The sequence below is a fragment of the Thermaerobacillus caldiproteolyticus genome (assembly GCF_015326725.1).
Lineage (GTDB): Bacteria > Bacillota > Bacilli > Bacillales > Anoxybacillaceae > Thermaerobacillus > Thermaerobacillus caldiproteolyticus.
The window spans coordinates 622,250-646,350 of the sequence record NZ_CP064060.1; the positions used below are offsets into that span (position 1 = coordinate 622,250).

General features: G+C 42.1%; 26 protein-coding genes. All 26 read left to right on the forward strand.

The annotated features are described in order from the left end of the window. The first annotated feature begins 58 nt into the window (after positions 1–58). The 26 genes from ISX45_RS03285 (at position 59) to fliL (ending at position 24,076) form a co-directional block, all read left to right on the forward strand. Positions 59–847, forward strand: coding sequence for a ribonuclease HII (locus ISX45_RS03285; protein ID WP_194519962.1), 789 nt, complete (start codon positions 59–61; stop codon positions 845–847). After that, on the forward strand, positions 844–2,445 hold the full coding sequence (locus tag ISX45_RS03290; protein WP_181554946.1) for a hypothetical protein: 1,602 nt from the start codon (positions 844–846) through the stop codon (positions 2,443–2,445). The genes ISX45_RS03285 and ISX45_RS03290 overlap by 4 nt, the downstream gene beginning before the upstream one ends. Continuing rightward, the gene (locus ISX45_RS03295; protein ID WP_181554945.1) at positions 2,442–2,717 is read left to right on the forward strand and encodes an EscU/YscU/HrcU family type III secretion system export apparatus switch protein; all 276 of its coding nucleotides are present in this window, start codon (positions 2,442–2,444) and stop codon (positions 2,715–2,717) included. The genes ISX45_RS03290 and ISX45_RS03295 overlap by 4 nt, the downstream gene beginning before the upstream one ends. A gap of 149 nt (positions 2,718–2,866) precedes the next feature. Continuing rightward, the gene (gene sucC / locus ISX45_RS03300; RefSeq protein ID WP_181554944.1) at positions 2,867–4,027 is read left to right on the forward strand and encodes an ADP-forming succinate--CoA ligase subunit beta; all 1,161 of its coding nucleotides are present in this window, start codon (positions 2,867–2,869) and stop codon (positions 4,025–4,027) included. A 17-nt stretch (positions 4,028–4,044) separates the two neighbouring features. After that, positions 4,045–4,947 (forward strand): succinate--CoA ligase subunit alpha, encoded by a 903-nt coding sequence (gene sucD, locus ISX45_RS03305; RefSeq protein ID WP_181554943.1) that lies wholly within the window; start codon positions 4,045–4,047, stop codon positions 4,945–4,947. Positions 4,948–5,035: 88 nt separating this feature from the next. Next, positions 5,036–5,926 carry a DNA-processing protein DprA gene (gene dprA / locus ISX45_RS03310; RefSeq protein WP_181555237.1) on the forward strand — a complete coding sequence of 297 codons (891 nt, stop codon included), beginning with the start codon at positions 5,036–5,038 and terminating at the stop codon, positions 5,924–5,926. Positions 5,927–6,020: 94 nt separating this feature from the next. Beyond that, on the forward strand, positions 6,021–8,096 hold the full coding sequence (gene topA / locus ISX45_RS03315; RefSeq protein ID WP_181554942.1) for a type I DNA topoisomerase: 2,076 nt from the start codon (positions 6,021–6,023) through the stop codon (positions 8,094–8,096). Positions 8,097–8,156: 60 nt separating this feature from the next. Then, positions 8,157–9,461: an FADH(2)-oxidizing methylenetetrahydrofolate--tRNA-(uracil(54)-C(5))-methyltransferase TrmFO gene (gene trmFO / locus ISX45_RS03320; protein ID WP_181554941.1), complete on the forward strand. Its 1,305-nt coding sequence runs from the start codon at positions 8,157–8,159 to the stop codon at positions 9,459–9,461. Positions 9,462–9,527: 66 nt separating this feature from the next. Further along, a complete protein-coding gene (xerC, locus tag ISX45_RS03325; protein WP_181554940.1) occupies positions 9,528–10,430 on the forward strand; it encodes a tyrosine recombinase XerC in 903 nt (300 codons plus the stop codon). A gap of 35 nt (positions 10,431–10,465) precedes the next feature. After that, positions 10,466–11,008, forward strand: a complete 543-nt coding sequence (gene hslV, locus ISX45_RS03330) for an ATP-dependent protease subunit HslV (RefSeq protein ID WP_181554939.1) — start codon at positions 10,466–10,468, stop codon at positions 11,006–11,008. A gap of 20 nt (positions 11,009–11,028) precedes the next feature. Then, positions 11,029–12,426, forward strand: a complete 1,398-nt coding sequence (gene hslU, locus ISX45_RS03335) for an ATP-dependent protease ATPase subunit HslU (RefSeq protein ID WP_194519963.1) — start codon at positions 11,029–11,031, stop codon at positions 12,424–12,426. A gap of 25 nt (positions 12,427–12,451) precedes the next feature. Next, complete coding sequence (codY, locus tag ISX45_RS03340; protein WP_181554937.1) at positions 12,452–13,231, forward strand: GTP-sensing pleiotropic transcriptional regulator CodY; 780 nt, start codon at positions 12,452–12,454, stop codon at positions 13,229–13,231. Positions 13,232–13,611: 380 nt separating this feature from the next. Next, positions 13,612–14,004 carry a flagellar basal body rod protein FlgB gene (gene flgB / locus ISX45_RS03345; RefSeq protein WP_181554936.1) on the forward strand — a complete coding sequence of 131 codons (393 nt, stop codon included), beginning with the start codon at positions 13,612–13,614 and terminating at the stop codon, positions 14,002–14,004. 3 nt (positions 14,005–14,007) lie between these two features. After that, on the forward strand, positions 14,008–14,454 hold the full coding sequence (flgC, locus tag ISX45_RS03350) for a flagellar basal body rod protein FlgC (RefSeq protein WP_181554935.1): 447 nt from the start codon (positions 14,008–14,010) through the stop codon (positions 14,452–14,454). A 64-nt stretch (positions 14,455–14,518) separates the two neighbouring features. Further along, entirely contained in the window at positions 14,519–14,770 is a 252-nt protein-coding gene (gene fliE, locus ISX45_RS03355; protein ID WP_228485689.1) for a flagellar hook-basal body complex protein FliE, read from the forward strand. 56 nt (positions 14,771–14,826) lie between these two features. Beyond that, on the forward strand, positions 14,827–16,419 hold the full coding sequence (fliF, locus tag ISX45_RS03360; RefSeq protein WP_194519964.1) for a flagellar basal-body MS-ring/collar protein FliF: 1,593 nt from the start codon (positions 14,827–14,829) through the stop codon (positions 16,417–16,419). A 12-nt stretch (positions 16,420–16,431) separates the two neighbouring features. Next, positions 16,432–17,445 carry a flagellar motor switch protein FliG gene (gene fliG, locus ISX45_RS03365; RefSeq protein ID WP_181554932.1) on the forward strand — a complete coding sequence of 338 codons (1,014 nt, stop codon included), beginning with the start codon at positions 16,432–16,434 and terminating at the stop codon, positions 17,443–17,445. After that, on the forward strand, positions 17,429–18,199 hold the full coding sequence (fliH, locus tag ISX45_RS03370) for a flagellar assembly protein FliH (protein ID WP_181554931.1): 771 nt from the start codon (positions 17,429–17,431) through the stop codon (positions 18,197–18,199). Before fliG ends, fliH begins: the two co-directional genes overlap by 17 nt. A 4-nt stretch (positions 18,200–18,203) precedes the next feature. After that, on the forward strand, positions 18,204–19,520 hold the full coding sequence (gene fliI / locus ISX45_RS03375; RefSeq protein ID WP_181554930.1) for a flagellar protein export ATPase FliI: 1,317 nt from the start codon (positions 18,204–18,206) through the stop codon (positions 19,518–19,520). Positions 19,521–19,527: 7 nt separating this feature from the next. Further along, a complete protein-coding gene (gene fliJ / locus ISX45_RS03380; protein WP_194519965.1) occupies positions 19,528–19,971 on the forward strand; it encodes a flagellar export protein FliJ in 444 nt (147 codons plus the stop codon). Positions 19,972–19,976: 5 nt separating this feature from the next. After that, the gene (locus tag ISX45_RS03385) at positions 19,977–20,600 is read left to right on the forward strand and encodes a MotE family protein (protein ID WP_181554928.1); all 624 of its coding nucleotides are present in this window, start codon (positions 19,977–19,979) and stop codon (positions 20,598–20,600) included. A 14-nt stretch (positions 20,601–20,614) separates the two neighbouring features. Further along, positions 20,615–21,874, forward strand: a complete 1,260-nt coding sequence (locus ISX45_RS03390) for a flagellar hook-length control protein FliK (protein WP_194519966.1) — start codon at positions 20,615–20,617, stop codon at positions 21,872–21,874. A 13-nt stretch (positions 21,875–21,887) separates the two neighbouring features. Continuing rightward, entirely contained in the window at positions 21,888–22,346 is a 459-nt protein-coding gene (flgD, locus tag ISX45_RS03395; protein WP_194519967.1) for a flagellar hook assembly protein FlgD, read from the forward strand. A gap of 31 nt (positions 22,347–22,377) precedes the next feature. Beyond that, entirely contained in the window at positions 22,378–23,394 is a 1,017-nt protein-coding gene (locus ISX45_RS03400) for a flagellar basal-body rod protein FlgG (RefSeq protein ID WP_194519968.1), read from the forward strand. 45 nt (positions 23,395–23,439) lie between these two features. After that, positions 23,440–23,661: a flagellar FlbD family protein gene (locus ISX45_RS03405; RefSeq protein WP_181554924.1), complete on the forward strand. Its 222-nt coding sequence runs from the start codon at positions 23,440–23,442 to the stop codon at positions 23,659–23,661. Then, the gene (gene fliL, locus ISX45_RS03410; protein WP_181554923.1) at positions 23,654–24,076 is read left to right on the forward strand and encodes a flagellar basal body-associated protein FliL; all 423 of its coding nucleotides are present in this window, start codon (positions 23,654–23,656) and stop codon (positions 24,074–24,076) included. The genes ISX45_RS03405 and fliL overlap by 8 nt, the downstream gene beginning before the upstream one ends. Positions 24,077–24,101 lie beyond the last annotated feature (25 nt).

Here is a 24,101-nt window from a genome sequence, read left to right on the forward strand (position 1 = left end):
TATTTTTTCTTCAATATGTCGATATAAACAGTAGATAAGGAAAGGAACGATTCATTCAATGAAACGTACCATAAAAGAAATTGAGTCGCTATTACAGACGTTGACAGATGAGCATCATCCGCTATTTCAAGAATTATGCCACGACGAACGAAAAAGCGTCCAAAAATTAATCGCTCGTTGGTATAAACAAAAAGAAAGTGCTGCACAAGCAAAGCAGCAATGGGACCAGATGTCACGTCATGAGCAGCAATTATATAACAATGGTGTTCATTACATTGCCGGCGTCGATGAGGTAGGGCGTGGCCCGTTGGCTGGTCCGGTAGTAGCCGCTGCTGTGATTTTACCGAAAGACGTGTATATACCAGGCTTAAATGATTCAAAAAAATTATCGGAAGCAAAGCGCGAAAGGCTGTTTGACACTATTCAATCATGCGCGGTTTCCATTGGAATCGGGGTTGCTACAGCTGCTGAGATTGACGAAGTAAACATTTACGAAGCGACGAAAATAGCAATGATTCGGGCGATTCAACAGCTTACGCCTCAGCCTGACTATGTATTAATTGACGCGATGAAATTGCCGATTGATATTCCTCAACAAAGCCTTATTAAAGGAGATGCGAACAGCGTCTCGATTGCAGCAAGCTCGATTATTGCCAAAGTGACACGAGATCGTTTTATGAAACGATTAGGCATGCAATACCCGCAATATGGATTTGAAAAACATATGGGGTATGGAACGGAATACCATTTACAAGCGATTCGTACATATGGAATTACAAACGAACATCGCCGCTCGTTTGCCCCTGTTAAAGAAGTGTTACAACAGAAGAGAGAGGGAGAAATATGACTTTTATTCGTCATATAAATGGCTCGTTTCATCGCTCTGTTTCTGAACAAGTCAGCCATCTTCCATTTCGTAACGGACAAATCCTATATGGAAAAATAGAAAGCATACAGCCGAATCAAACAGCGCTCGTACAAGTAGGCGGGGAAACGCTCATTGCTCAGTTGCAAGTGCCGCTACAGGTCGGCAGCCATTATTGGTTTCAAGTTTCTATCTCTGATGAAACGTTCTATTTAAAGCTGGTCGAACAACTCAATACAGAAATGGAAAACAGCCAACAAACTGCCGATGAAGCCGCACAACAGCTTGCCCGACAATGGGAGCTTCCTCGCAATGCCCAGCCGCTTCTCCGCTTTTTATTACAAGAACAGCTCCCCATCGTCAAAGAAGACGTTTTTCAAGCAGCAAAATGGCTTTCTGAAACAAAGGACACAGAAGCGGGCCTGCAAGCAATTCGTTACATGTACACGCATCGTTTGCCGTTTACGAAAGAAATCTTTTTAGCGATGAAGGCTGCACAGCACCCGCTTCCTTTATCTAAGCAATTACTAGACTTGCAGAACGCACTTATGTCCCTTCCGCCACAACAACAAACCGAAACCGTACAGTCATTGCTTCATCAATTGCAGCCGCTTACCACAGGGGAAGTGAATGTCTATCAAACCATTGCCTTGCTGCTAGAAAAGTGGGCACACCACGAGCCACAGGCACAAGGTTTATTGCAAAAACTAGGACTGTCACTAGATGAAAATCAAATTGAACGAGAACCAGAGCGCTGGCGCCTTCGTGATGAAATCAAGACAGGGAATGAGGAAGCAGTGAAGCAGCAAATCGGGACATTGCTTGCTCGGTTTCAAGAGCAAGAGCCACAGATTATCAAACAATTCTATTCGCTTTATACGGCTTATATGAACGAGAAACTACCTGAAAGTGAGCAACAGTTTCTGAAAACGATATTTGCCGCTTCAGCTAACGATATGTCTTCTTCAGCTATTGCGAAGACGATCAAACAATTTGTTCAGCTGCTTGGACTTCAATATGAAGCGGATGTTCAAAATGCCATCAAGGCAAAAACAATCCAAATGTTTGAATTTGTGGCATTAAAGCCACTTCTTTTGAAAGCCGCGCAAGAAGTTTCTGAGCCCAGTCTCAAAAACATGATCGAAACGCTTACTCATCGCATAACTGGACAACAATTGCTCGCTCAAATGCAAGGACCGATTCAACATCTTTTTATACAAATCCCGTTCCGTTTTGGCAATGGACTAACTGACGTGACCGTTCATTGGCAAGGAAAAAAGCAAAAAAATGGTCAAATTGATCCAAACTATTGTCGCATCCTTTTTTATCTACAGCTAGAGAGATTAAAAGAAACGGTGATTGATGTAAACATTCAAAACCGTATTGTTCATATTTCTCTCATCAACGAGACACCGCATTTAGAAACACTCGTTGCGGCAATGCAGCCGACGTTAAAAGAAAGAATCGAAGCATATGGGTATAGGTTATCTACGATAAAAGTCGTCTCGTCGAAGCAAGAGAAGATAGCCGCACCGCCACTTTTACAAGAGCAATATTCAGGGGTGGATTATCGAATATGAAAAAAGAGGAGAAAAAAGCAGTTGCGCTGACGTATCATCCTAGTGAGCATACCGCGCCTGTTGTCGTTGCGAAAGGTCAAGGATACGTCGCCGAAAATTTGATTGCTATTGCTAAAGAGAATGGCATTCCCATTCAAGAAGATCCATCGCTTGTACAGCTATTAAGCGAACTTGAAATCAACGAAGCGATTCCAGAAGAGCTGTATCAAATTGTTGCTGAACTATTTGCATTTGTGTATCGAATCGAACGGCGGCTTACGGAAACAACGTAGCAATTTGCGTTGTTATGCCAAGTTTGACAAAATCCTCTCTATTAAGGAGGATTTTTTTGTTTTATGTCGAAACGGTAGACAATATGGAAAGTATCATTATACAATGAAAGCGCTAGTATTTTTTATTTTTATACATAGGAGGTTGACGCATGAATATTCATGAGTATCAAGGCAAGGAAATCCTCAGAAGCTATGGGGTTAGCGTGCCGAACGGTCGCGTAGCTTTTACAGTTGAGGAAGCAGTCGAAGCAGCGAAAGAGTTAGGAAGCCAAGTGTGTGTCGTCAAAGCGCAAATTCATGCTGGCGGACGCGGAAAAGCCGGAGGGGTAAAAGTAGCGAAAAGCTTGGATGAAGTTCGTACATATGCAAGCGAGCTATTAGGCAAAAAACTTGTTACTCACCAAACAGGTCCTGAAGGAAAAGAAGTAAAGCGCCTCCTCATTGAAGAAGGATGCAATATTCAAAAAGAATATTATATCGGTTTAGTCGTTGACCGTGCCACTTCTCGCGTTGTGTTAATGGGGTCTGAAGAGGGCGGTACAGAAATCGAAGAAGTCGCAGCTAAAACACCAGAGAAAATTTTTAAAGAATATATCGATCCGGCTGTTGGGTTGCAAGTGTTTCAAGCGCGCCGTTTAGCGTTTAACATCAATATTCCAAAAGAGCTTGTCAACCAAGCCGTGAAATTTATGTTGGGACTTTATCAAGTATTTGTCGAAAAAGACTGCTCCATCGCGGAAATTAACCCGCTTGTTGTCACTGGCGACGGCAAAGTGATGGCGCTTGATGCAAAATTAAACTTCGACTCTAACGCTTTATATCGCCATAAAGAATTGCTTGAATATCGCGACTTAGATGAAGAAGATCCAAAAGAAATTGAAGCGTCGAAATACGATTTGAACTATATCGCGCTTGACGGCAATATCGGCTGCATGGTCAACGGTGCTGGTCTTGCGATGGCAACGATGGACATTATCAAATACTACGGCGGCGAACCAGCCAACTTCTTAGATGTCGGCGGCAGCGCGACCGCGGAAAAAGTCACGGAAGCGTTTAAAATCATTCTTTCCGATGCGAAAGTAAAAGGCATTTTCGTCAATATTTTCGGCGGCATTATGAAATGTGATGTCATTGCGAACGGAATTGTAGAAGCGACAAAACAAGTCGGCTTAGAGCTTCCGCTTGTTGTTCGTTTAGAAGGAACGAACGTCGAATTAGGTAAAAAGATTTTAGAAAAGTCTGGATTAAATATTACCGCTGCTGAGTCAATGGCGGACGGTGCACAAAAAATTGTCGAGCTAGTACGTTAAGAAGGCGAGGGAGAACTGTGAGCGTTTTTATTAACAAAGATACAAAAGTCATCGTTCAAGGAATTACAGGTTCACAAGGATTATTCCATACGAAGCAAATGCTTGAATACGGTACAAAAATTGTAGGCGGAACCTCACCTGGTAAAGGCGGGACGGAAATTGAAGGTGTTCCTGTATTTAACACGGTTGAAGAAGCGGTGAAGGCGACAGGAGCGAACGCGTCTGTTATTTACGTCCCAGCCCCATTTGCCGCAGATGCGATTATGGAAGCGGTTGATGCTGAATTAGATCTCGTTGTTTGCATTACCGAAGGCATTCCAGTCCTTGACATGGTCAAAGTGAAACGTTATATGGAAGGCAAAAAAACGCGTCTCATCGGTCCAAACTGCCCAGGTGTGATTACACCAGAAGAATGCAAAATCGGTATCATGCCTGGTTACATTCATAAAAAAGGTCATGTCGGTATCGTTTCTCGCTCCGGCACGTTAACATACGAAGCGGTCCATCAATTAACACAAGCCGGAATTGGTCAATCTACAGCGGTCGGTATCGGCGGGGACCCTGTCAACGGTACGAACTTTATTGATGTTTTAAAAGCATTTAACGAAGATGAAGAGACATATGCAGTAATCATGATTGGAGAAATCGGCGGTACGGCGGAAGAAGAAGCAGCCGAATGGGTAAAAGCAAACATGAAAAAACCAGTTGTCGGCTTTATCGGTGGTCAAACTGCACCTCCGGGTAAGAGAATGGGACATGCCGGTGCAATCATCTCTGGCGGCAAAGGAACGGCGGCAGAAAAAATTAAGAAAATGAATGAATGCGGCATTAAAGTAGCAGAAACTCCTGCTGTTATCGGCGAAACATTAATTTCTGTCCTCAAAGAACAAGGGCTTTACGAAAAATGTAAAACGCATTAATCATCATCGTCCCGCATTGGCGCTCCGTGCGGGACAGTTTTCTTTGAAAAATTTTATCTAAAATTCGACATGGAGAAAGGAAGATTTGATGTATTCATCTGTTCGAGAACGCCTGATTCATCTTCATCATTGTCGCGGCGTCAACTGGAAAACGATTGCTCGTTTCCTTGAAGTCGATCCGTCGCTTTCCTCGATTTTTTCCTTCTCATATTCCGATTTTACTCAGCTGTTGTCGATTTCCCCCGAACAATGTTCTCTTCTTTTCCAAGATTTACATTCCCTTGCCATTCAAAGTATGATAAAAACATATAGGGACAAAAATATTCATGCGATCACCATTTTCGATCGCTGCTATCCACCGCTTTTGAAACATATTTTTGAACCACCATGGGTGTTGTATGCAAGAGGGAATATCGAATGGCTCTCAAGTTTCAAAATGATCAGCATCGTCGGGACGAGAAAGCCGACGAGTGAAGGAATTGAATCATTACGCCTGTTACTGCCACCGCTTATTTCTAACGGGTGGCTCATTGTCAGCGGCCTTGCCGTAGGAATTGACGCTGCAGCGCACGAAATGACGATCGAATGTGGCGGAAAAACGATTGCTGTGACTGCTGGAGGATTTCAGCATATATATCCGCAACAAAATCGAAAGTTAGCGGAACAGCTCATGCGAGATCATCTGATCCTTTCTGAATATCCTCCGCATACAAAGCCACAAAAATGGCACTTTCCATTGCGAAATCGCATTATTAGCGGTTTATCGCTTGGAACTGTTGTCATTCAAGCAAAGGAAAGAAGCGGTTCATTAATTACTGCTGCACTAGCGTTAGAACAGGGCAGAGAAGTGTTTGCTGTTCCTGGTTCTATTTTGATAGAGCAATCGAAAGGAACGAACTTCTTGATCCAGCAAGGGGCAAAATTAGTTCGTTCTGCGGCAGACATTATCGAAGAGTTTTTCTACCTTTTTCCGAAATAAAAAAGAGAAATATTCATATCTTGTTTGACAAATGTCATAAGAATCATTAATAATAATGAAGATTTTAAATTTACCTCTTAAGGGAGGAAAAGTTATGTCAGACTATCTAGTCATCGTTGAATCACCAGCGAAAGCAAAAACGATTGAACGATATTTAGGAAAAAAATATAAAGTGAAAGCGTCAATGGGACATGTTCGCGATTTGCCAAAAAGCCAGATGGGCGTTGATATAAATAATGACTACGAACCAAAATATATTACGATTCGCGGCAAAGGGCCGGTTATTAAAGAGTTAAAAACAGCGGCAAAAAAAGCAAAAAAAGTGTTTCTAGCTGCCGACCCGGACCGCGAAGGAGAAGCGATCGCTTGGCACTTAGCACATATGCTGGAGCTTGATATTCATTCCGATTGCCGTGTTGTATTTAACGAGATTACGAAAGATGCCATTAAGGAATCGTTCCAGCATCCGCGCGCCATTAATATGCATTTAGTTGATGCTCAGCAAGCGCGCCGTGTGCTTGACAGACTCGTAGGCTACAATATTAGCCCGCTTCTTTGGAAGAAAGTAAAAAAGGGATTAAGCGCCGGTCGCGTGCAGTCTGTCGCTTTGCGCCTGATCATTGACCGTGAGAAAGAAATTAAAGAATTTCAGCCTGAGGAATATTGGACGATTCAAGCGGAATTCGTCAAAGGAAATGAAACGTTTACCGCTTTATTTTACGGAGTGGATGGACAAAAGCTTGACTTAAAAAATGAGGAGGAAGTCAAGAAAATTTTACAGCGCATCAATGGAAATCGTTTCACTGTCAAATCGGTAACGAAAAAGGAACGGAAACGAAATCCAGTGCCGCCGTTTACGACGTCTTCGCTCCAGCAAGAAGCAGCCCGTAAGCTTAATTTTCGTACAAAGAAGACGATGATGCTTGCTCAGCAACTATACGAAGGGATTGACCTTGGCAGCGAAGGAACAGTCGGTTTAATTACATATATGCGTACCGACTCTACACGGGTGTCAGAAACGGCACAGCAAGAGGCGCTTTCGTATATTGAAGCGACATTCGGGAAAGAATTTGTCGCGCAAGAAAAGCGGAAAGAAAAGAAAAGCGCGAACGCTCAAGACGCTCATGAAGCGATTCGACCGACGTCGACGTTTCGCGATCCGAATTCGGTCAAACCGTATTTAAGTCGGGACCAATTTCGCTTGTATAAGCTCATTTGGGAGCGATTTGTTGCAAGCCAAATGGCTCCAGCGCTTCTTGACACGATGAGCGTAGAAGTCGAAAATGAAGGGGTATTGTTTCGGGCGAGTGGCTCAAAAGTTAAATTTCCGGGATTTATGAAAGTATATGTAGAAGGAACTGACGACCAAACAGATGAACAAGACCGGTTGCTCCCGGACTTGCAAGAGGGAGAAACGGTTATTAGTAAAGATATCGAACAGAGGCAGCATTTTACGCAGCCGCCTCCTCGTTATACGGAAGCTCGATTAGTGAAAACGCTAGAAGAGCTTGGAATCGGTCGTCCATCGACCTATGCACCAACGCTTGATACGATTCAAAAACGAAACTATGTGGTTCTTGAAAATAAGCGCTTTGTACCGACTGAATTGGGGGAAATTGTCTTAGAGCTCATATTAGAGTTTTTCCCGGAAATTTTAGATGTTGAATTTACGGCGAAAATGGAAAAGAGCTTAGATGAAATCGAAGAAGGTAAAATTGAGTGGGTAAAAGTCGTCGATGAGTTTTATCGTGAATTTGAAAAACGCTTACAAATTGCGGAAAAGGAAATGAAAGAAGTCGAGATTAAAGATGAGCCTGCCGGAATGGAGTGCGAAGTATGTGGTAGCCCAATGGTGTATAAAATGGGACGGTTTGGCAAGTTTGTCGCTTGCTCTAATTTTCCGGAATGCCGTCATACAAAACCGATCGTAAAAGAAATCGGGGTAAAATGCCCGAAATGCCATAAAGGAAACATTGTGGAACGAAGCAGCAAGAAAAAGCGAGTATTTTACGGGTGCGACCGCTTCCCAGACTGTGACTTCGTGTCGTGGGATAAACCGCTTGCACGTCCTTGTCCGAAATGCGGAAGCTTGTTAGTCGAGAAAAAATTAAAAAAGGGTATGCAAGTGCAATGTATCGAGTGTGATTATGAAGAGAAGCCACAATCATAGAAAACGGTGAGGGATGCTAATCCTCACCGCTTTTATACGAGATAGCAAGGAGGAAAAACAATGAATCAACCAACTGTCAACGTCATTGGCGCAGGTCTAGCGGGAAGTGAAGCCGCATGGCAGCTCGCTAGTCGCAACGTCAACGTACGACTTTATGAAATGCGTCCCATGAAGCAAACTCCTGCCCATCATACCGATAAATTTGCTGAGCTTGTTTGTAGCAATTCATTGCGTGCTAATTCATTAACGAACGCTGTTGGTGTATTAAAGGAAGAAATGCGCCGCCTGAACTCCGTGATTATCAAAGCAGCGGATGAATGTTCCGTCCCTGCGGGTGGCGCGCTTGCAGTTGATCGCCATGAATTTGCAGCACGGGTCACAGATTTAGTAAAAAACCATCCAAATGTCACAGTGATTCACGAAGAAGTGACGGAAATCCCTTCTGGGCCGACGATTATCGCAACGGGACCATTAACGTCCAAAGCGTTATCCGATCGATTGAAAGCACTGACAGGTGAAGAGTATTTATACTTTTACGATGCTGCTGCTCCGATTGTGGAAAAAGAAAGCATTAACATGGATAAAGTGTATATCAAATCACGCTATGATAAAGGGGAAGCGGCCTATTTGAACTGCCCGATGACAGAAGAGGAGTTTGACCGCTTTTACGAAGCCCTTATTTCCGCGGAAACGGTCCCATTGAAAGAGTTTGAAAAAGAGATTTATTTTGAAGGGTGCATGCCGATTGAAGTAATGGCTAAGCGCGGGAAAAAGACATTGTTATTTGGTCCGATGAAGCCGGTGGGGCTTGAAGACCCGCGTACAGGAAAGCGCCCGTTTGCTGTCGTCCAGCTCCGCCAAGATGATGCAGCAGGCACTCTTTACAACATTGTTGGATTTCAAACTCATTTAAAATGGGGACCGCAAAAAGAAGTCATCCGTCTCATTCCGGGACTAGAAAACGCGGAAATCGTTCGCTACGGTGTGATGCATCGCAATACTTTTATTAACTCTCCAAAATTGCTACGGCCAACGTATCAATATAAAGAGCGAGATGATTTATTTTTTGCTGGGCAAATGACTGGGGTTGAAGGATATGTAGAATCAGCGGCATCAGGATTAGTGGCTGGCATCAACGCGGCACGGCTCGTATTAGGACAAGAGTTGATTGTCTTTCCACCAGAAACAGCCATTGGTAGCATGGCGCATTACATTACGACCGCCAACCCGAATCATTTTCAGCCAATGAATGCGAATTTTGGCTTATTTGCGCCACTTGAGGAGACGATTAAAGATAAAAAGCAGCGTAATGAACGATACGCACAACGAGCATTGGACACAATTCAGAATTTTGTAAAAAATTGATAGAAATTCATTGCAAGGGCTGTTGAATGTATGTTAATATTTAATAGCCCTTGTGAGGTGTTGAGAATGGAAAATTTGAAAATTGCGTTAAATTTGTTCATAGAATATTTACAAATTGAAAAAAATTATTCAGAATATACTATTGTGTGTTACAAACGCGATATTGAACAATTTTTTGCCTTTATGAACGAGCAGGCGATTGAGCGTTTAGAGGAAGTCACGTATAGCGATGTCCGTCTTTATTTGACGAATCTACATCATGAGCAACAATCAAGTCGCTCCATTTCGCGTAAAATATCTAGCTTGCGAAGCTTTTATAAGTTTTTATTGCGAGAAAAAAAAGTGGCGGAAAATCCGTTTGCGTTGGCAGCGTTACCGAAAAAAGAACAAAAAATTCCTAGTTTTTTATACGAGCAGGAATTAGAAAGCTTGTTTCATGTCAATGATGTAAATACAGCACTCGGACAACGCAACCAAGCGCTGATCGAGCTTCTTTACGCCACAGGTATTCGTGTTAGTGAATGTTGTCACATTCAACTTTCCGATATTGATTTTTCTGTTTCAACGATGTTAATTCATGGTAAAGGAAATAAACAGCGCTATGTTCCGTTTGGACGCTTTGCTAAAGAAGCGTTAGAACGATACGTTCAAAACGGGCGGCGTGAGCTTTTGCAAAAGGGGAAAACCGCTCATAACTATTTGTTTGTGAATGCTCGCGGGAACCCATTAACACCTCGAGGGGTACGTCATATTTTAAACGAGATGGTCAAGAAAGCGGCGATTATGCAAAAAATAAGCCCGCACGTCCTAAGGCATACGTTTGCTACACATTTGCTGAATGAAGGCGCAGATATGCGTACTGTTCAAGAATTGTTGGGACACGCGCACCTTTCGTCAACACAAGTATATACTCATGTCACAAAAGATCGCTTGCGCCATATTTATTTGCATACACACCCGCGGGCATAATGACTGCCGCTAGTCGGGAAGGAGGAAGATAACGAATGGAACAGTTCCATGCCACGACGATTTTTGCGATCCGTCATAACGGGAGATGCGCAATGGCTGGTGACGGTCAAGTCACGTTCGGAAATGCTGTCGTCATGAAGCATACAGCAAAAAAAGTAAGAAGGCTATTTCAGGGAAAAGTATTAGCCGGTTTTGCTGGATCTGTTGCTGATGCGTTTACGTTATTTGAGATGTTTGAAGGGAAATTAGAAGAATTCAACGGGAACTTGCCGCGTGCGGCGGTCGAGCTGGCGAAGGAATGGCGCAGCGATAAAGTGTTGCGGCGGTTGGAAGCGATGCTAATTGTGATGGATGAAAGCCATTTATTGTTAGTATCGGGAACAGGGGAAGTAATTGAACCGGACGATGGCATTTTAGCAATTGGTTCTGGCGGGAATTATGCGCTAGCGGCAGGACGTGCACTGAAGCAATATGCAGGAGAACAGCTATCAGCGAAAGAAATTGCTAAAGCGGCTTTAGAAATTGCTGCTAATATTTGTGTGTATACAAACGACCATATTATTGTCGAGGAATTGTAAGAAAGGGAGGAGGGAGAGAGATGAACGAAAACTTAACACCACGGCAAATTGTCGAGAAGCTTGACCAATTTATCGTCGGTCAGAAAGAAGCGAAAAAAGCGGTTGCAATCGCTTTGCGAAACCGCTATCGCCGCAGCTTGCTTGATGAAAAATTGCGCGATGAAGTTGTGCCGAAAAACATCTTAATGATCGGTCCAACAGGGGTAGGGAAGACAGAAATCGCAAGAAGGTTGGCCAAACTTGTCGGGGCACCATTTATTAAAGTAGAAGCAACGAAGTTTACCGAAGTTGGTTATGTTGGTCGTGACGTTGAATCAATGGTGCGTGACCTTGTTGAAACATCTGTTCGGTTAGTGAAAGAACGGAAAATGAATGAAGTAAAAGACCGCGCTGAACAGCAAGCGAACAAACGGCTTGTGGAACTTTTGGTGCCGGGGAAACAAAAACAAACGATGAAAAATCCGCTCGAACTATTATTCGGAGGCGGTCAAACGGCACAACAAGATACGGCACATACGCAAGATGAGCAGTATATCGAACAAAAAAGAAGACAAGTCGCGCTGCAACTTGCAAACGGAGAATTGGAAGACGAGCTTGTCACGATTGAAGTCGAAGAGCAGCAAGCAACGTTGTTCGACTTTTTGCAAGGGGCGGGCATCGAGCAGATGGGCATGAACATGCAAGATGCATTAAGCAGCCTCATGCCGAAGCGGCGCAAAAAACGCAAGCTGAAAGTAAGTGAAGCGCGCAAAGTGCTAACAAACGAAGAAGCGCAAAAATTAATTGACATGGACGAAGTAACCCAAGAAGCAGTACGACTTGCTGAACAATCTGGAATCATTTTCATCGATGAAATTGACAAAATCGCACAAAGAGGGCAAAATGCTTCTTCCGCCGACGTGTCCCGTGAAGGAGTACAGCGCGATATTTTACCGATTGTGGAAGGATCGACTGTTATGACCAAATACGGTCCTGTCAAAACAGATCATATTTTATTTATCGCTGCTGGTGCCTTTCACATAGCCAAACCGTCCGATTTAATTCCAGAGTTGCAAGGGCGTTTTCCGATTCGTGTCGAATTAGCGAAACTTTCTGTCGATGATTTCGTAAGAATACTAGTGGAGCCTAATAATGCGCTCATTAAACAATATACAGCGCTTCTTGCTACAGAAGGTATAAATCTTGAATTTTCTGACGATGCTATTCATAAGATTGCTGAAGTGGCTTTTGAGGTGAATCAAGCGACGGATAATATCGGGGCGAGACGCCTTCATACGATCATGGAAAAATTACTGGAAGATTTACTATTTGAAGCCCCGGATATTACGCTTGAAAAAGTCGTGATTACACCGCAATATGTCGAACAAAAGCTCGGCAGCATTGTCAAAAACAAAGATTTAAGTGAATTTATTTTGTAGTGATGAGAATAGGAGGAGATAAATCATGAATTTATTGCAGAAAACAAGAACGATTAATGCGATGCTGCAAAAAGCAGCGGGAAAACCAGTTAACTTTAAAGAAATGGCAGAAACACTTTGCCAAGTGATTGAAGCGAATGTGTTTGTTGTCAGTCGCCGCGGAAAATTGCTTGGTTTTGCGATTAAGCAGTCCATTGAAAATGAACGAATGAAAAAAATGTTAGAGGATCGTCAATTTCCTGAGGAGTACACGAAAAGCTTATTTAATATCACTGAAACTTCACCTAACCTTGATATTAATAGTGAATATACAGCGTTCCCGGTTGAAAACCGCGATTTATTTAAAACAGGGTTAACGACAATCGTGCCGATTAACGGCGGTGGCGAACGGCTTGGAACATTAATTTTATCGAGACTCGATCGTGAGTTTAACGACGATGATTTAATTTTAGCGGAATACGGTGCTACTGTTGTCGGCATGGAAATTTTGCGTGAAAAAGCGGAAGAAATTGAAGAAGAAGCGAGAAGCAAAGCTGTTGTACAAATGGCAATTAGCTCACTATCATACAGTGAACTTGAGGCTATTGAACATATTTTTGAAGAGCTGGACGGCACGGAAGGATTACTTGTCGCAAGTAAAATTGCTGACCGCGTTGGCATTACACGTTCGGTTATCGTAAATGCCCTTCGTAAACTTGAAAGTGCGGGTGTCATTGAATCGCGTTCTCTTGGTATGAAAGGAACGTACATTAAAGTGCTAAATGATAAGTTTTTAACAGAGCTTGAGAAATTAAAATCACACTAAAATGAAAAAAGAGCATTCCGTTCGATGAATGCTCTTTTTTATTTTTATGAAAGCAAGAACTTTAGACGGCTAAAAGATTTAGCTAGCTCTCCCAGATCACAAAAATACTGTCTCATCCGGAAAGGGCGCTTATGCTTTTCTTGCGAAAGAAAAGGGATAGACTACAACTACATCTCCTTGCTTTACTTTTTGCAGAAAACATTCTCTTACTGTGACGCCCAAAGAATGTTGCCCCTCAATGTTAAGCGATTACCTTTACTTTTTTGTTATTTTTTGTATGGAAAAATAGTACAATATTCCGGCTATACATTGTTTTTACATTCTTATAAAATGGGAAATAGAGCTATTGTCGAAAAATAGGAAAAAAGAGGGGATTTTGTTTGAAATTATTTTCCAAGACGATTACGATGCTTGAACAAGGACTTGATTATGCGTCGTTGAGAGAAAAAGTGATTGCGAATAATATCGCAAATGTCGACACACCGAATTACAAAGCAAAGGAGGTTCGGTTTAAAACGGAGCTGGATCGCGCGCTTACTTCGTTGAAAGCGAAGCGTACAAACCCAAAACACTTTGAGTTTCAGCATGATGCAACTGGCAATTTTTTTGTGGCGACAAGAAACGATGTAGTATACAATCATAATGGAAATAATGTCGATATTGATAAAGAAATGTCGGATTTGGCAGAAAATCAAATTTATTACAATGCATTAATTGAGCAGTTGAACGGAAAATTCAATACGTTAAAAACTGTTATTAAAGGAGGGAAGTAATCGATGTTTGAAGGCTTAAATGCGACCGCTTCGGCACTGACGGCACAGCGATTGCGCATGGACGTCATCTCCTCAAACATGGCGAATGTAGATACGACGCGGGCTCGGTTCGTCAATGGACAATGGGAGCCGTACCGGCGGAAATTAGTTGTCATGGAACCAAAAGAAGAAGGTTTTTCTACATACTTGCAGGCGGCAATGAACAGCCGTTCTTCCGTCGGTAGCGGTGTCAAAGTGACAAAAATTGTTGAGGATGAAACACCTTTTAAACTCGTTTACGATCCAACTCATCCGGATGCGAACCGGGACGGATATGTGCAGCTACCAAACGTTGACCCGTTGAAAGAAATGGTCGATTTAATAAGTGCGACCCGGTCTTATGAAGCGAATGTGACTGTTTTTAACGCGACAAAAGGAATGTTGATGAAAGCATTAGAAATCGGAAAATAAAGGAGAATGAGTAATGATTCAAGGAGTTAACCAAGGATGGGTTCCAGCAGTTTCTAATACGGAAATGCTTCCAACCACAAAATCATCAGAGGCGCAAAAGGCGTTTTCCCAATTTTTAAAAGATGCGATCAATAAGGTAAACGACGAACAAGTAAAATCGGACGAATTAACACAAAAACTTGTCAACGGTGAAAATGTCGACTTACATCAAGTAATGATCGCTTCGCAAAAAGCGAGCATCTCTTTGCAGCTTGCATTAGAAGTTCGCAATAAGGTTATCGAAGCGTACCAAGAAATGATGAGAATGCAGGTCTAATACATACTTATACATACTAATGAACATGCTCATCTCGCAGTAATCGGGGGAATACTATGAACGATAGATTAAAAGACTGGATACATCGATTTACGTCTTTCTGGAAAGGGCGTACAAAAAAGCAAAAAATAATTGCTATTAGCGGTATTCTATTGTTTCTTCTTCTTGTTGCTGTTACGTCATTTTGGGCAACAAGACCGAACTTCGTGCCGCTATACAGCAACTTAACGCCGCAGGAAACAGGGCAAATTAAAGCGACGCTTGACCAACGCGGTGTCGAGTCACAGGTTACCGATAACGGTACGACGATTAAAGTGCCGGAAAAAATGGCTGATACATTAAAAGTCGAGCTAGCAGCGGAAGGAATCCCGAACAGCGGCAGCATTGATTATTCCTTTTTTGGGAAAAATGCTAGTTTCGGTATGACGGACAATGAGTTTAACGTCGTAAAACTAGAAGCAATGCAAACAGAACTTGCCAATTTAATCAAAAGCATTGATGGAGTGGAAGACGCGAAAGTCATGATTAGCCTTCCACAGCAGAGCGTATTTGTTTCAGACGATCAGGGAGAAGCATCGGCTTCGGTCGTGTTAAAAACAAAACCAGGCTATCAATTTAGCGATGAACAAATTAAGGCATTATATCATCTCGTGTCCAAAAGCGTTCCGAACCTTCCTACTGATAATATCGTCATTATGAATCAATATTTTGAGTATTTCGACTTAAAAAATAATGACAAAAATTTATCGACAGGTACGGCGTTTGCTACGCAACAAGAAGTGAAGAAGCAAATCGAGCGGGACATTCAACGTCAAGTCCAGCAAATGCTTGGCACGATGATGGGACAGGATAAAGTGGTTGTATCTGTTACTGCAGATGTCGATTTTACTCAAGAAAATCGCGAAGAAAACTTGGTGACTCCTGTAGATGAACAAAATAAACAAGGTATTGCTGTTAGCGTTCAACGGATTAAAGAAACTTATTCAGGAAAAGGAGCGCAACCGGGAGGAGTAGCTGGTACAGGAGAAAACGAAGTTCCAAGCTATCAAACAACAACGGGCGATACAAACGGAGATTATGAGCGAACAGAAGAAACAATTAATAACGAAGTTAACAGAATAAAAAAACATATTGTCGAAAGCCCGTATAAAGTTCGCGATTTAGGAATTCAAGTCATGGTGGAACCACCAAATCCGAAAGATCCAAACTCTCTGCCACAACAAACGGTCGATGATATTCAAAAAATCTTGGGAACGATTGTCCGTACATCGATTTCCAAGGACAACGGACAACAATTAACCGATGCGGACATTCAAAACCGAATTGTCGTTTCTGTTCAGCCATTTAACGGAAAAATGAAATTTACTGAGCCAAAATCGGCGATTCCAACATGGGCATATATTGCCGGTGGAATTGTTGCTGCAATTTTAATCGGTCTGATTGTCTTTTTCCTATGGCGCAAGCGTAAACAAGATGATGAAGAAGAGCTGGATGAATTAATTGAACAGCCAGTTGTTCCTGAAATTCCAGATATTCATCAAGAACGAGAAACAGAGTCAACACTGCGCCGCAAGCAGCTTGAAAAACTAGCAAAAGAAAAGCCGGATGAATTTGCAAAGCTACTAAGAGCTTGGTTGGCGGAAGACTAGGGGGAATGAAGAATGGCAAAGAAAAAAAGCGAATTAACGGGAAGGCAAAAAGCTGCCATACTCCTCATTTCTCTTGGGCCAGACGTATCCGCTTCTGTTTATAAGCACTTATCGGAAGAAGAAATTGAAAAACTAACATTAGAGATTTCGAACGTTCGTCAAGTGGAAGCTCAGGAAAAAGAGGAAGTGTTAGAGGAATTTCATCAAATCGCATTAGCGCAAGATTACATTTCGCAAGGTGGAATTGCTTACGCAAAAGAAGTATTGGAAAAAGCGCTTGGCTCGGACAAAGCGATGAACATTATTAACCGTTTAACATCTGCGTTGATGGTGAGACCATTTGATTTTGCTCGCAAAGCTGACCCAGCGCAAATATTAAACTTTATTCAGAATGAGCACCCACAAACAATTGCTCTTGTACTATCTTATCTCGAACCGACGCAAGCCGGACAAATTTTATCGGCATTGCCTCAAGAAATGCAGGCTGATATTGCGCGAAGAATCGCATTAATGGATAGTACATCTCCGGAAATCATTAACGAGGTCGAACAAATTTTAGAACGCAAGCTATCAGCGACCTTTGTACAAGATTATACGCAAACGGGCGGTATTGAGGCGGTCGTTGAAGTGCTAAACGGCGTTGACCGCAGCACGGAACGAACGATTCTTGATGCACTTGAAATTCAAGATCCGGAATTGGCTGAAGAAATTAAAAAGCGGATGTTTGTATTCGAAGATATCGTTACTCTTGACAATCGCGCGATTCAACGTGTCATTCGCGAAGTAGACAACAACGATTTAATGCTGGCACTGAAAGTATCGAGCGACGAGGTCAAAGAAGTTGTCTTTCGCAACATGTCGACACGCATGGCCGAAACGTTCAAAGAAGAAATGGAGTTTATGGGACCGGTTCGTCTGCGCGATGTGGAGGAAGCACAATCACGTATTGTGTCAGTGATTCGTCGCCTCGAAGAAGCGGGCGAAATCGTTGTTGCACGCGGTGGAGGAGATGATATTATTGTCTAATGTGATTAAAGCTCCGTTTACGAAAACCGATCATAGTCGCAAAAAACTCATTGAAATTAAAAACTATTTTTTGAAACAACATGATTTGTCAGCAACTGTTGATATGAGCGAACATACTTATGCCCAAATGACGATAGAACAAGCAGAACGCGAAGCCCAATTCATTAAACAAGAGGCGGAGCACTATTACGAATCCGTTAAGCAGCAACTGTTTCAAGAACGAGAAAATTGGAATATCGAAAAACAACAGCTTATTGACATGGCGAAAGAAGAAGGATATAAATCGGGATTCGCCCAAGGAAAGGAAGAGGCGCTGAATCATTATCGTGAGCTCATCCATGAAGCACAGCGCGTTGTTGAAGCCGCGAATGAGCAGTTTTACAAGCAAGTTGAAGCTGCTGACGAAACGATTCTTCTCATTGGATTAAAGGTAGCTGAACGAATCATCGGCGAAAAGTTCGCTGAAAATGACGTCCATTTTCTGTCCCTTGTAAAACGCGCGATCAAAGAAGTCCGCGATCAATCGGAAGTGAAAATTTATGTGCACCCGCTTTATTATGAAATGGTCGTGCAACAAAAAGACGAGTTGAGATCTATTTTTAACCAAGAAGTTGATATGTTTATTTATCCTGATGAACAATTAGAAGAAAATGGATGTATGATCGAGACACCATTCGGGCGAATTGACGCCAGCGTCGACACTCAATTACAGAAAATAAAAGAAAAACTGCTCGAACGGCTCGGGGAGGAATAACTGTTTGAACTGGCAAACCCTTCTTCAAGAAATTGAAACGATCGATTCATACAAACGGTTTGGAAAAGTAACGAGAGTGATTGGTTTAATGATTGAATCAAAAGGCCCGGAAAGCTCGGTTGGTGACGTTTGTTACATTCATGTCGGCAGCGGGAAACACAAGCAGAAAATTGCCGCTGAAGTAGTCGGATTTCGTGAACAAAACGTCCTTCTTATGCCTTTTTCAACGGTTCAAGACATCTCGCCGGGCTGCATTGTCGAAGCCACCGGGAAACCGCTTGAGATCAAAGTAGGGGCGGAGTTAATCGGCCAAGTGCTTGATTCGCTCGGGAAACCGTTGAATGGGGGCGTGTTACCTAAAGGATTACACGCCATTTCGATCGAGCAAGAGCCGCCCAACCCACTTGCAAGGCCGCCGATTACAGAACCGATCGAAGTCGGTGTTCGCCTGATTGATAGTTTACTAACTGTAGGAAAAGGGCAACGCGTTGGTATATTTGCTGGCTCTGGTGTGGGAAAAAGCACATTAATGGGGATGATTGCCCGCAATACGAACGCCGATATCAATGTCATTGCCCTTATCGGTGAACGCGGCCGTGAAGTTCGCGAATTCATTGAACGTGATCTTGGGCCAGAGGGGCTCGCCCGCTCTGTCGTCGTTGTCGCTACTTCTGATCAACCGGCCCTTATGCGGATTAAAGGCGCATACACTGCTACTGCGATTGCGGAATATTTTCGCGACAAAGGCATGAACGTCATGTTCATGATGGATTCCGTTACTCGCGTAGCGATGGCACAGCGGGAAGTCGGATTAGCCATCGGTGAACCGCCGACAACCAAAGGATATACGCCATCCGTATTTGCGATATTGCCAAAATTGTTAGAGCGTACAGGAACAAACGAACATGGGACGATTACCGCTTTTTATACGGTGCTAGTAGATGGCGATGATATGAACGAACCTATCGCCGATACTGTCCGCGGCATTTTAGACGGACATTTTGTGCTCGAACGAAATTTAGCCAATCAAGGGCAGTATCCAGCGATTAATGTGTTAAAAAGCATTAGTCGCGTGATGAACCACATTATCACGCCGGAGCATAAGGCGGCGGCAGAAAAACTGCGCCATCTCCTTTCCACTTATATTAATTCGGAAGACTTAATTAATATAGGGGCGTACAAACGAGGTTCTTCCAAAGAAATTGATGAAGCGATTCGCTACTATCCGAAAATCATTTCTTTTTTAAAACAAGATATACACGACAAGTTTACGAAAGACGAAAGCATTGACATGTTAATGAATCTCGTACATTCAGGGTGAATCGATCATGGTATATGCATTTAAATTTGATAAAGTGCTAGCAATGAAAGAAAAGGAAAAAGAGACGGCGATCAGCGAGTACAATGAAGCGCTGAAGAGGTTTGAAGAAGTTGCGGAAAAACTCTATCGATGCTTAAAACAAAAAGAAGATTATGAACGGATCCATAAACAAAAATTGCAATTGGGATTATCAATTCAAGACATTCGCTATTTTCAGCAATTTATGACGAATCTGGAACGAACGATTCACCATTATCAACATCTTGTGATCCAAGCGCGGGAGCAAATGCAAGCAAAACAAGCGAAGTTAGCAGAATTAAATATCGAAGTCAAGAAATATGAAAAGATGAAAGAAAAACATGTGCAAACAGTGTTACAGACGATACGCGCAAACGAAAATAAATGGATGGACGAAATTTCTATACAACAATTTGCCAATCGTAGAAATTAGGTGAGATGATGAAAGACCAAGAAATTGAAAAGGAAGAAAAAGTGAATAAACTTCAATGGTTTTTGTTTGTGATTGTCATTCCACTATTGTTTGCTATCGCTTTAACACTTGTCATTACAACGATTGCAGGGGTCAATGTATTCGACGTAGCGAAAAAGTACGGAGCGAAAGTACCGGGCGTTTCACAACTTGTCGGCGAAACTAAAACGACTTCAGAACAAGTATTGAAAAAAAACATTGTTGAACAAAAAGCGACTATCGAAGAACAAAAGATGAAGATTAAAGAGTTAGAAAAAGAAGCAGAAAATAAGCAAAAGCAAATCGACTCATTAAAGCAAGAAATCGAGCGGCTAAACGCCGAACTATCAGCAAAGCAAGAAGAAGAGGCGCAATCGTCATCAAATGAAGCAAAGCAGACCGTTCAAGATATTTCGAAAATGTATGAAACGATGTCTCCTAAAAACGCCGCTGCGATTATCTCTGAAATGTCTGACGGAGATGCGATTAACATTTTATCGTCTTTAAGCAGTGACAAAGCAGCGGCCATTCTCGAAAAAATGACTCCTGCCAACGCAGCAAAATATACAGCGCTACTGACAAAACGAGCGGAAGCGAGCACATCTGAATGAAGGGGGGTGAAGCGATGAAAATTGGGGTTTATGATCAAGTACCTATGAAAAATGTAACTAGTCAAATTAAACAAACAGCAAAAACGGCGGAACAAAAGCATGAAGGAATGAATGTATTTCAGCAGTTGTTAATGGCAGAACAGCTCAATAACTCTAATGTTAAAAACGGGCAGCTATCATCGCCTGTAGAAGAGAAGTCAGTATCTCATTCAAAAATGGATAATGATGTATCTAATAATGACATAGCAAGTATTGAGTGGCTGAGCTTCCTTCTTCAATTGTTGCCGAATGATATAGCACAAGCCATTCGTGAGCGGCTCGAGACAGATCCATCTTCGGTTCAACAATTGATAGAACAACGCGGAACGTCAGAAATAGAACAAATAGTTACAGAATTTATGGCATTGCTTCAGCGTGATGGAGCTGAAACAGCTGAAACAATGGTACAACATCTTGATTTACCGGCAATGTTTCAGCGAAACGATGACGGGAACAATGAAGCACTTGATGTAGGGCCGCTCTTAACAATGTTAAAGAAACGCCAGACACAAGAAACAAATACTCTTTTCACAACGTTTGTGAATCGTAGCGGAATTCCGCTCATGAGTAGCGATAATCACGTAAATCGGCCATTTGTCTTAACACACGCCATGCCTGTTCAATCCGATAAGATTCCAGCAGCTTTAACAAACCATTCATTGATGCAAACTGTGGAAATTCCAATACACAAGCAAGCACATGACGAAGCAGCGCCTCAACTTTTTGTGAACGGGTTCAATTCAATGGTGTTTCCACAAGAAAAAATGCCGGTCATTTCTTTACATGAAACGGCATCAAAGGAAAGTATGAATCAGCAGTTCGTTCAACAACTAACAGAAATTATAAAATCGGGGAAATTCACGCAGTTAGGGAACGGACAATCGCAGCTGGTGATTCGGTTGCACCCCGAACATTTAGGTACGTTAACAGTTAAGCTTGTTCAAGAAAATGGTGAACTGATGGCCAAAATAATCGCTTCAAGTACTTCAGCAAAGGAGCTTATTGAAGCAAACATTCAGCAAATTCGTCATGTGATTCCAGCACAACATATTACAATTGAAAAATTTGATGTGTTTACCCATGAGCCAATGCCAACTTACGAGCAGCCGTTTGGAGAACAGCGCGGCAGCCGTGATGAGCAACAACAGCGCGAACAACGCCAACAACTAAAACAGGAAAGCGACCTTCATTTCCAAGATTCGTTAACGAACGAATTAGTCAACTTCGAAGTATAGGGAGCGTTCGAACATGGCAAATACGATTGACTCAAGCTTATTATTAAGCAACTATAAACCACCAGAGCGTCAGACAGGAAACCAAATTCTTGGAAAAGACGATTTTTTAAAGATTTTACTTGTGCAGTTGCAAAACCAAGATCCGTTAAATCCGATGGAAGACAAAGAGTTTATTGCGCAAATGGCGAATTTCTCTACGTTGGAACAAATCACCAATATGGCAACAGAGCTGGAGCAATTTATTCAATTGCAAAATGAAAATGCCATATTGCGTTATAGTGAAATGATTGGCAAAAAAGTGTACTGGGAAGAAGATAGCGAAGAAACAGATACATCAGACACTCCAACAAGCGGTATTGTAAAATCCGTGTTGCAGAAAAACAACGAAATCTTTTTAGAGTTGGAAGACGGAAAGATGATCTCCGGCAAGCAAATTATCAAGGTAGAAGCTCCGACGGAAGAGATACGCTAAGAAAATATAGGAAAAAGGGAGAGGGATCAACATGCTTCGTTCTATGTATTCTGGAATTAGCGGAATGAAAAACTTCCAAGTGAAATTAGACGTTATTGGAAACAACATCGCCAACGTTAATACGTATGGATTTAAAAAAGGGCGTGTGATATTTCAAGATTTATTTAATCAAACAATTTCTGGAGCAAGTGCCCCAAGCCAAGGGCGCGGTGGAACAAACCCACGTCAGGTTGGATTAGGGGCACAATTGGCTGCCATCGATACGATTCATACTCCAGGCAGTACCCAAACAACAGGTCGGGTGTTAGATTTAGCTATTTCCGGTGATGGCTTTTTCCAAGTTACAACAACAAATGATAGTACTAAACCATTTTCTAGTCAGCCTTTTTTTACAAGAGCTGGAAACTTTTATTTAGATAAAGATGGGTATTTAGTAACAAGTGATGGGTTATATGTTGTTGGATTTGCCGCATATGAGCAAGGTGATTATGATGTAGATACTACAGATGCTACAAATCCATTAATAACTACAACTTTAGGTCCTACGCCAAAAGATGTAGAAAATGTTTCTTTTGATTTCAAAAATAATCCGCCAACCATTACAAACGGGAATGTTAATATCACCGTCCCTACCGGTTCTTCATTTAATAAAACGACGACTAATGTACAATACAAACCAATTAAGATCCCAACAGATGCTCAAAGTATAAGCATTGGTTCGGACGGTACGATCACATACGTAGATCAATTTGGAACTTTAAGATGGGCAGGACAACTTGTGTTGGCTAAATTTCCTAATAATGGCGGGTTAGAAAAAGTAGGTGGCAACCTATTTAAAGATACAACGAACTCTGGTACACCAATTTTAAACTTCCCAGGGGCATCTGGAATCGGAACCATTAAATCTGGTGCTCTTGAAATGTCCAACGTTGACCTTGCCGAAGAGTTTACGGAAATGATTGTCGCTCAACGCGGATTCCAGGCGAATACGCGGATTATTACAACATCAGATGAAATTTTACAAGAGCTTGTCAACTTGAAGAAATAATAAAGGAGGGAGGGGGCTAGGTGCCGCCTAGTCCCTTATACATAGATGATTACAGTAACGCGACTCAATGGAAAAACATTTACATTGAATGCGATTTACATAGAACAAGTAGAAGCATTTCCTGATACAACGATTACATTAACAAATGGAAAAAAATTTGTTGTGCAAGAGTCTGTTCAAGAGGTCATCGATCTGATTACAGACTTCTATCGGCAAATTTCGGTACTACGCTTGCCCGATGGCTTAGGGGGACTGGAACATGAATAGACTAGTTAAAACAATGATCATGGTATTAGTTGTCATCGCGCTTATTGGTGCTGTCGCCTTATTTGTTGTCATGAAATTAACCGGTCATGAAGAGAATAAAAAGCCAAGTGCGGACGAAATTGTGGAAAGCTCTGTTGACATTCCAGAAATTATGACCAATTTAGTAGATGGCAGTTTTATAAAAGTGTCTTTTAAAATTCAAACGAATAGTGAAGATGCAAAAGCGGAGGCGGAAAAGCGCGATTTCCAAATTAAAAATATTATTATTGAAGAATTGTCGGAAATGAAGCCGCAAGATTTTAAAGGAAAACAAGGAATGATTAATCTTGAAAATCGCCTCAAACAGCAAATTAATCAAGTGATGCAAGAAGGAAAAGTGGAGCAAGTCTATATTACCTCCTTCATCCTCCAATAACCTGCAAAGCTAGGGGGTGAAACAT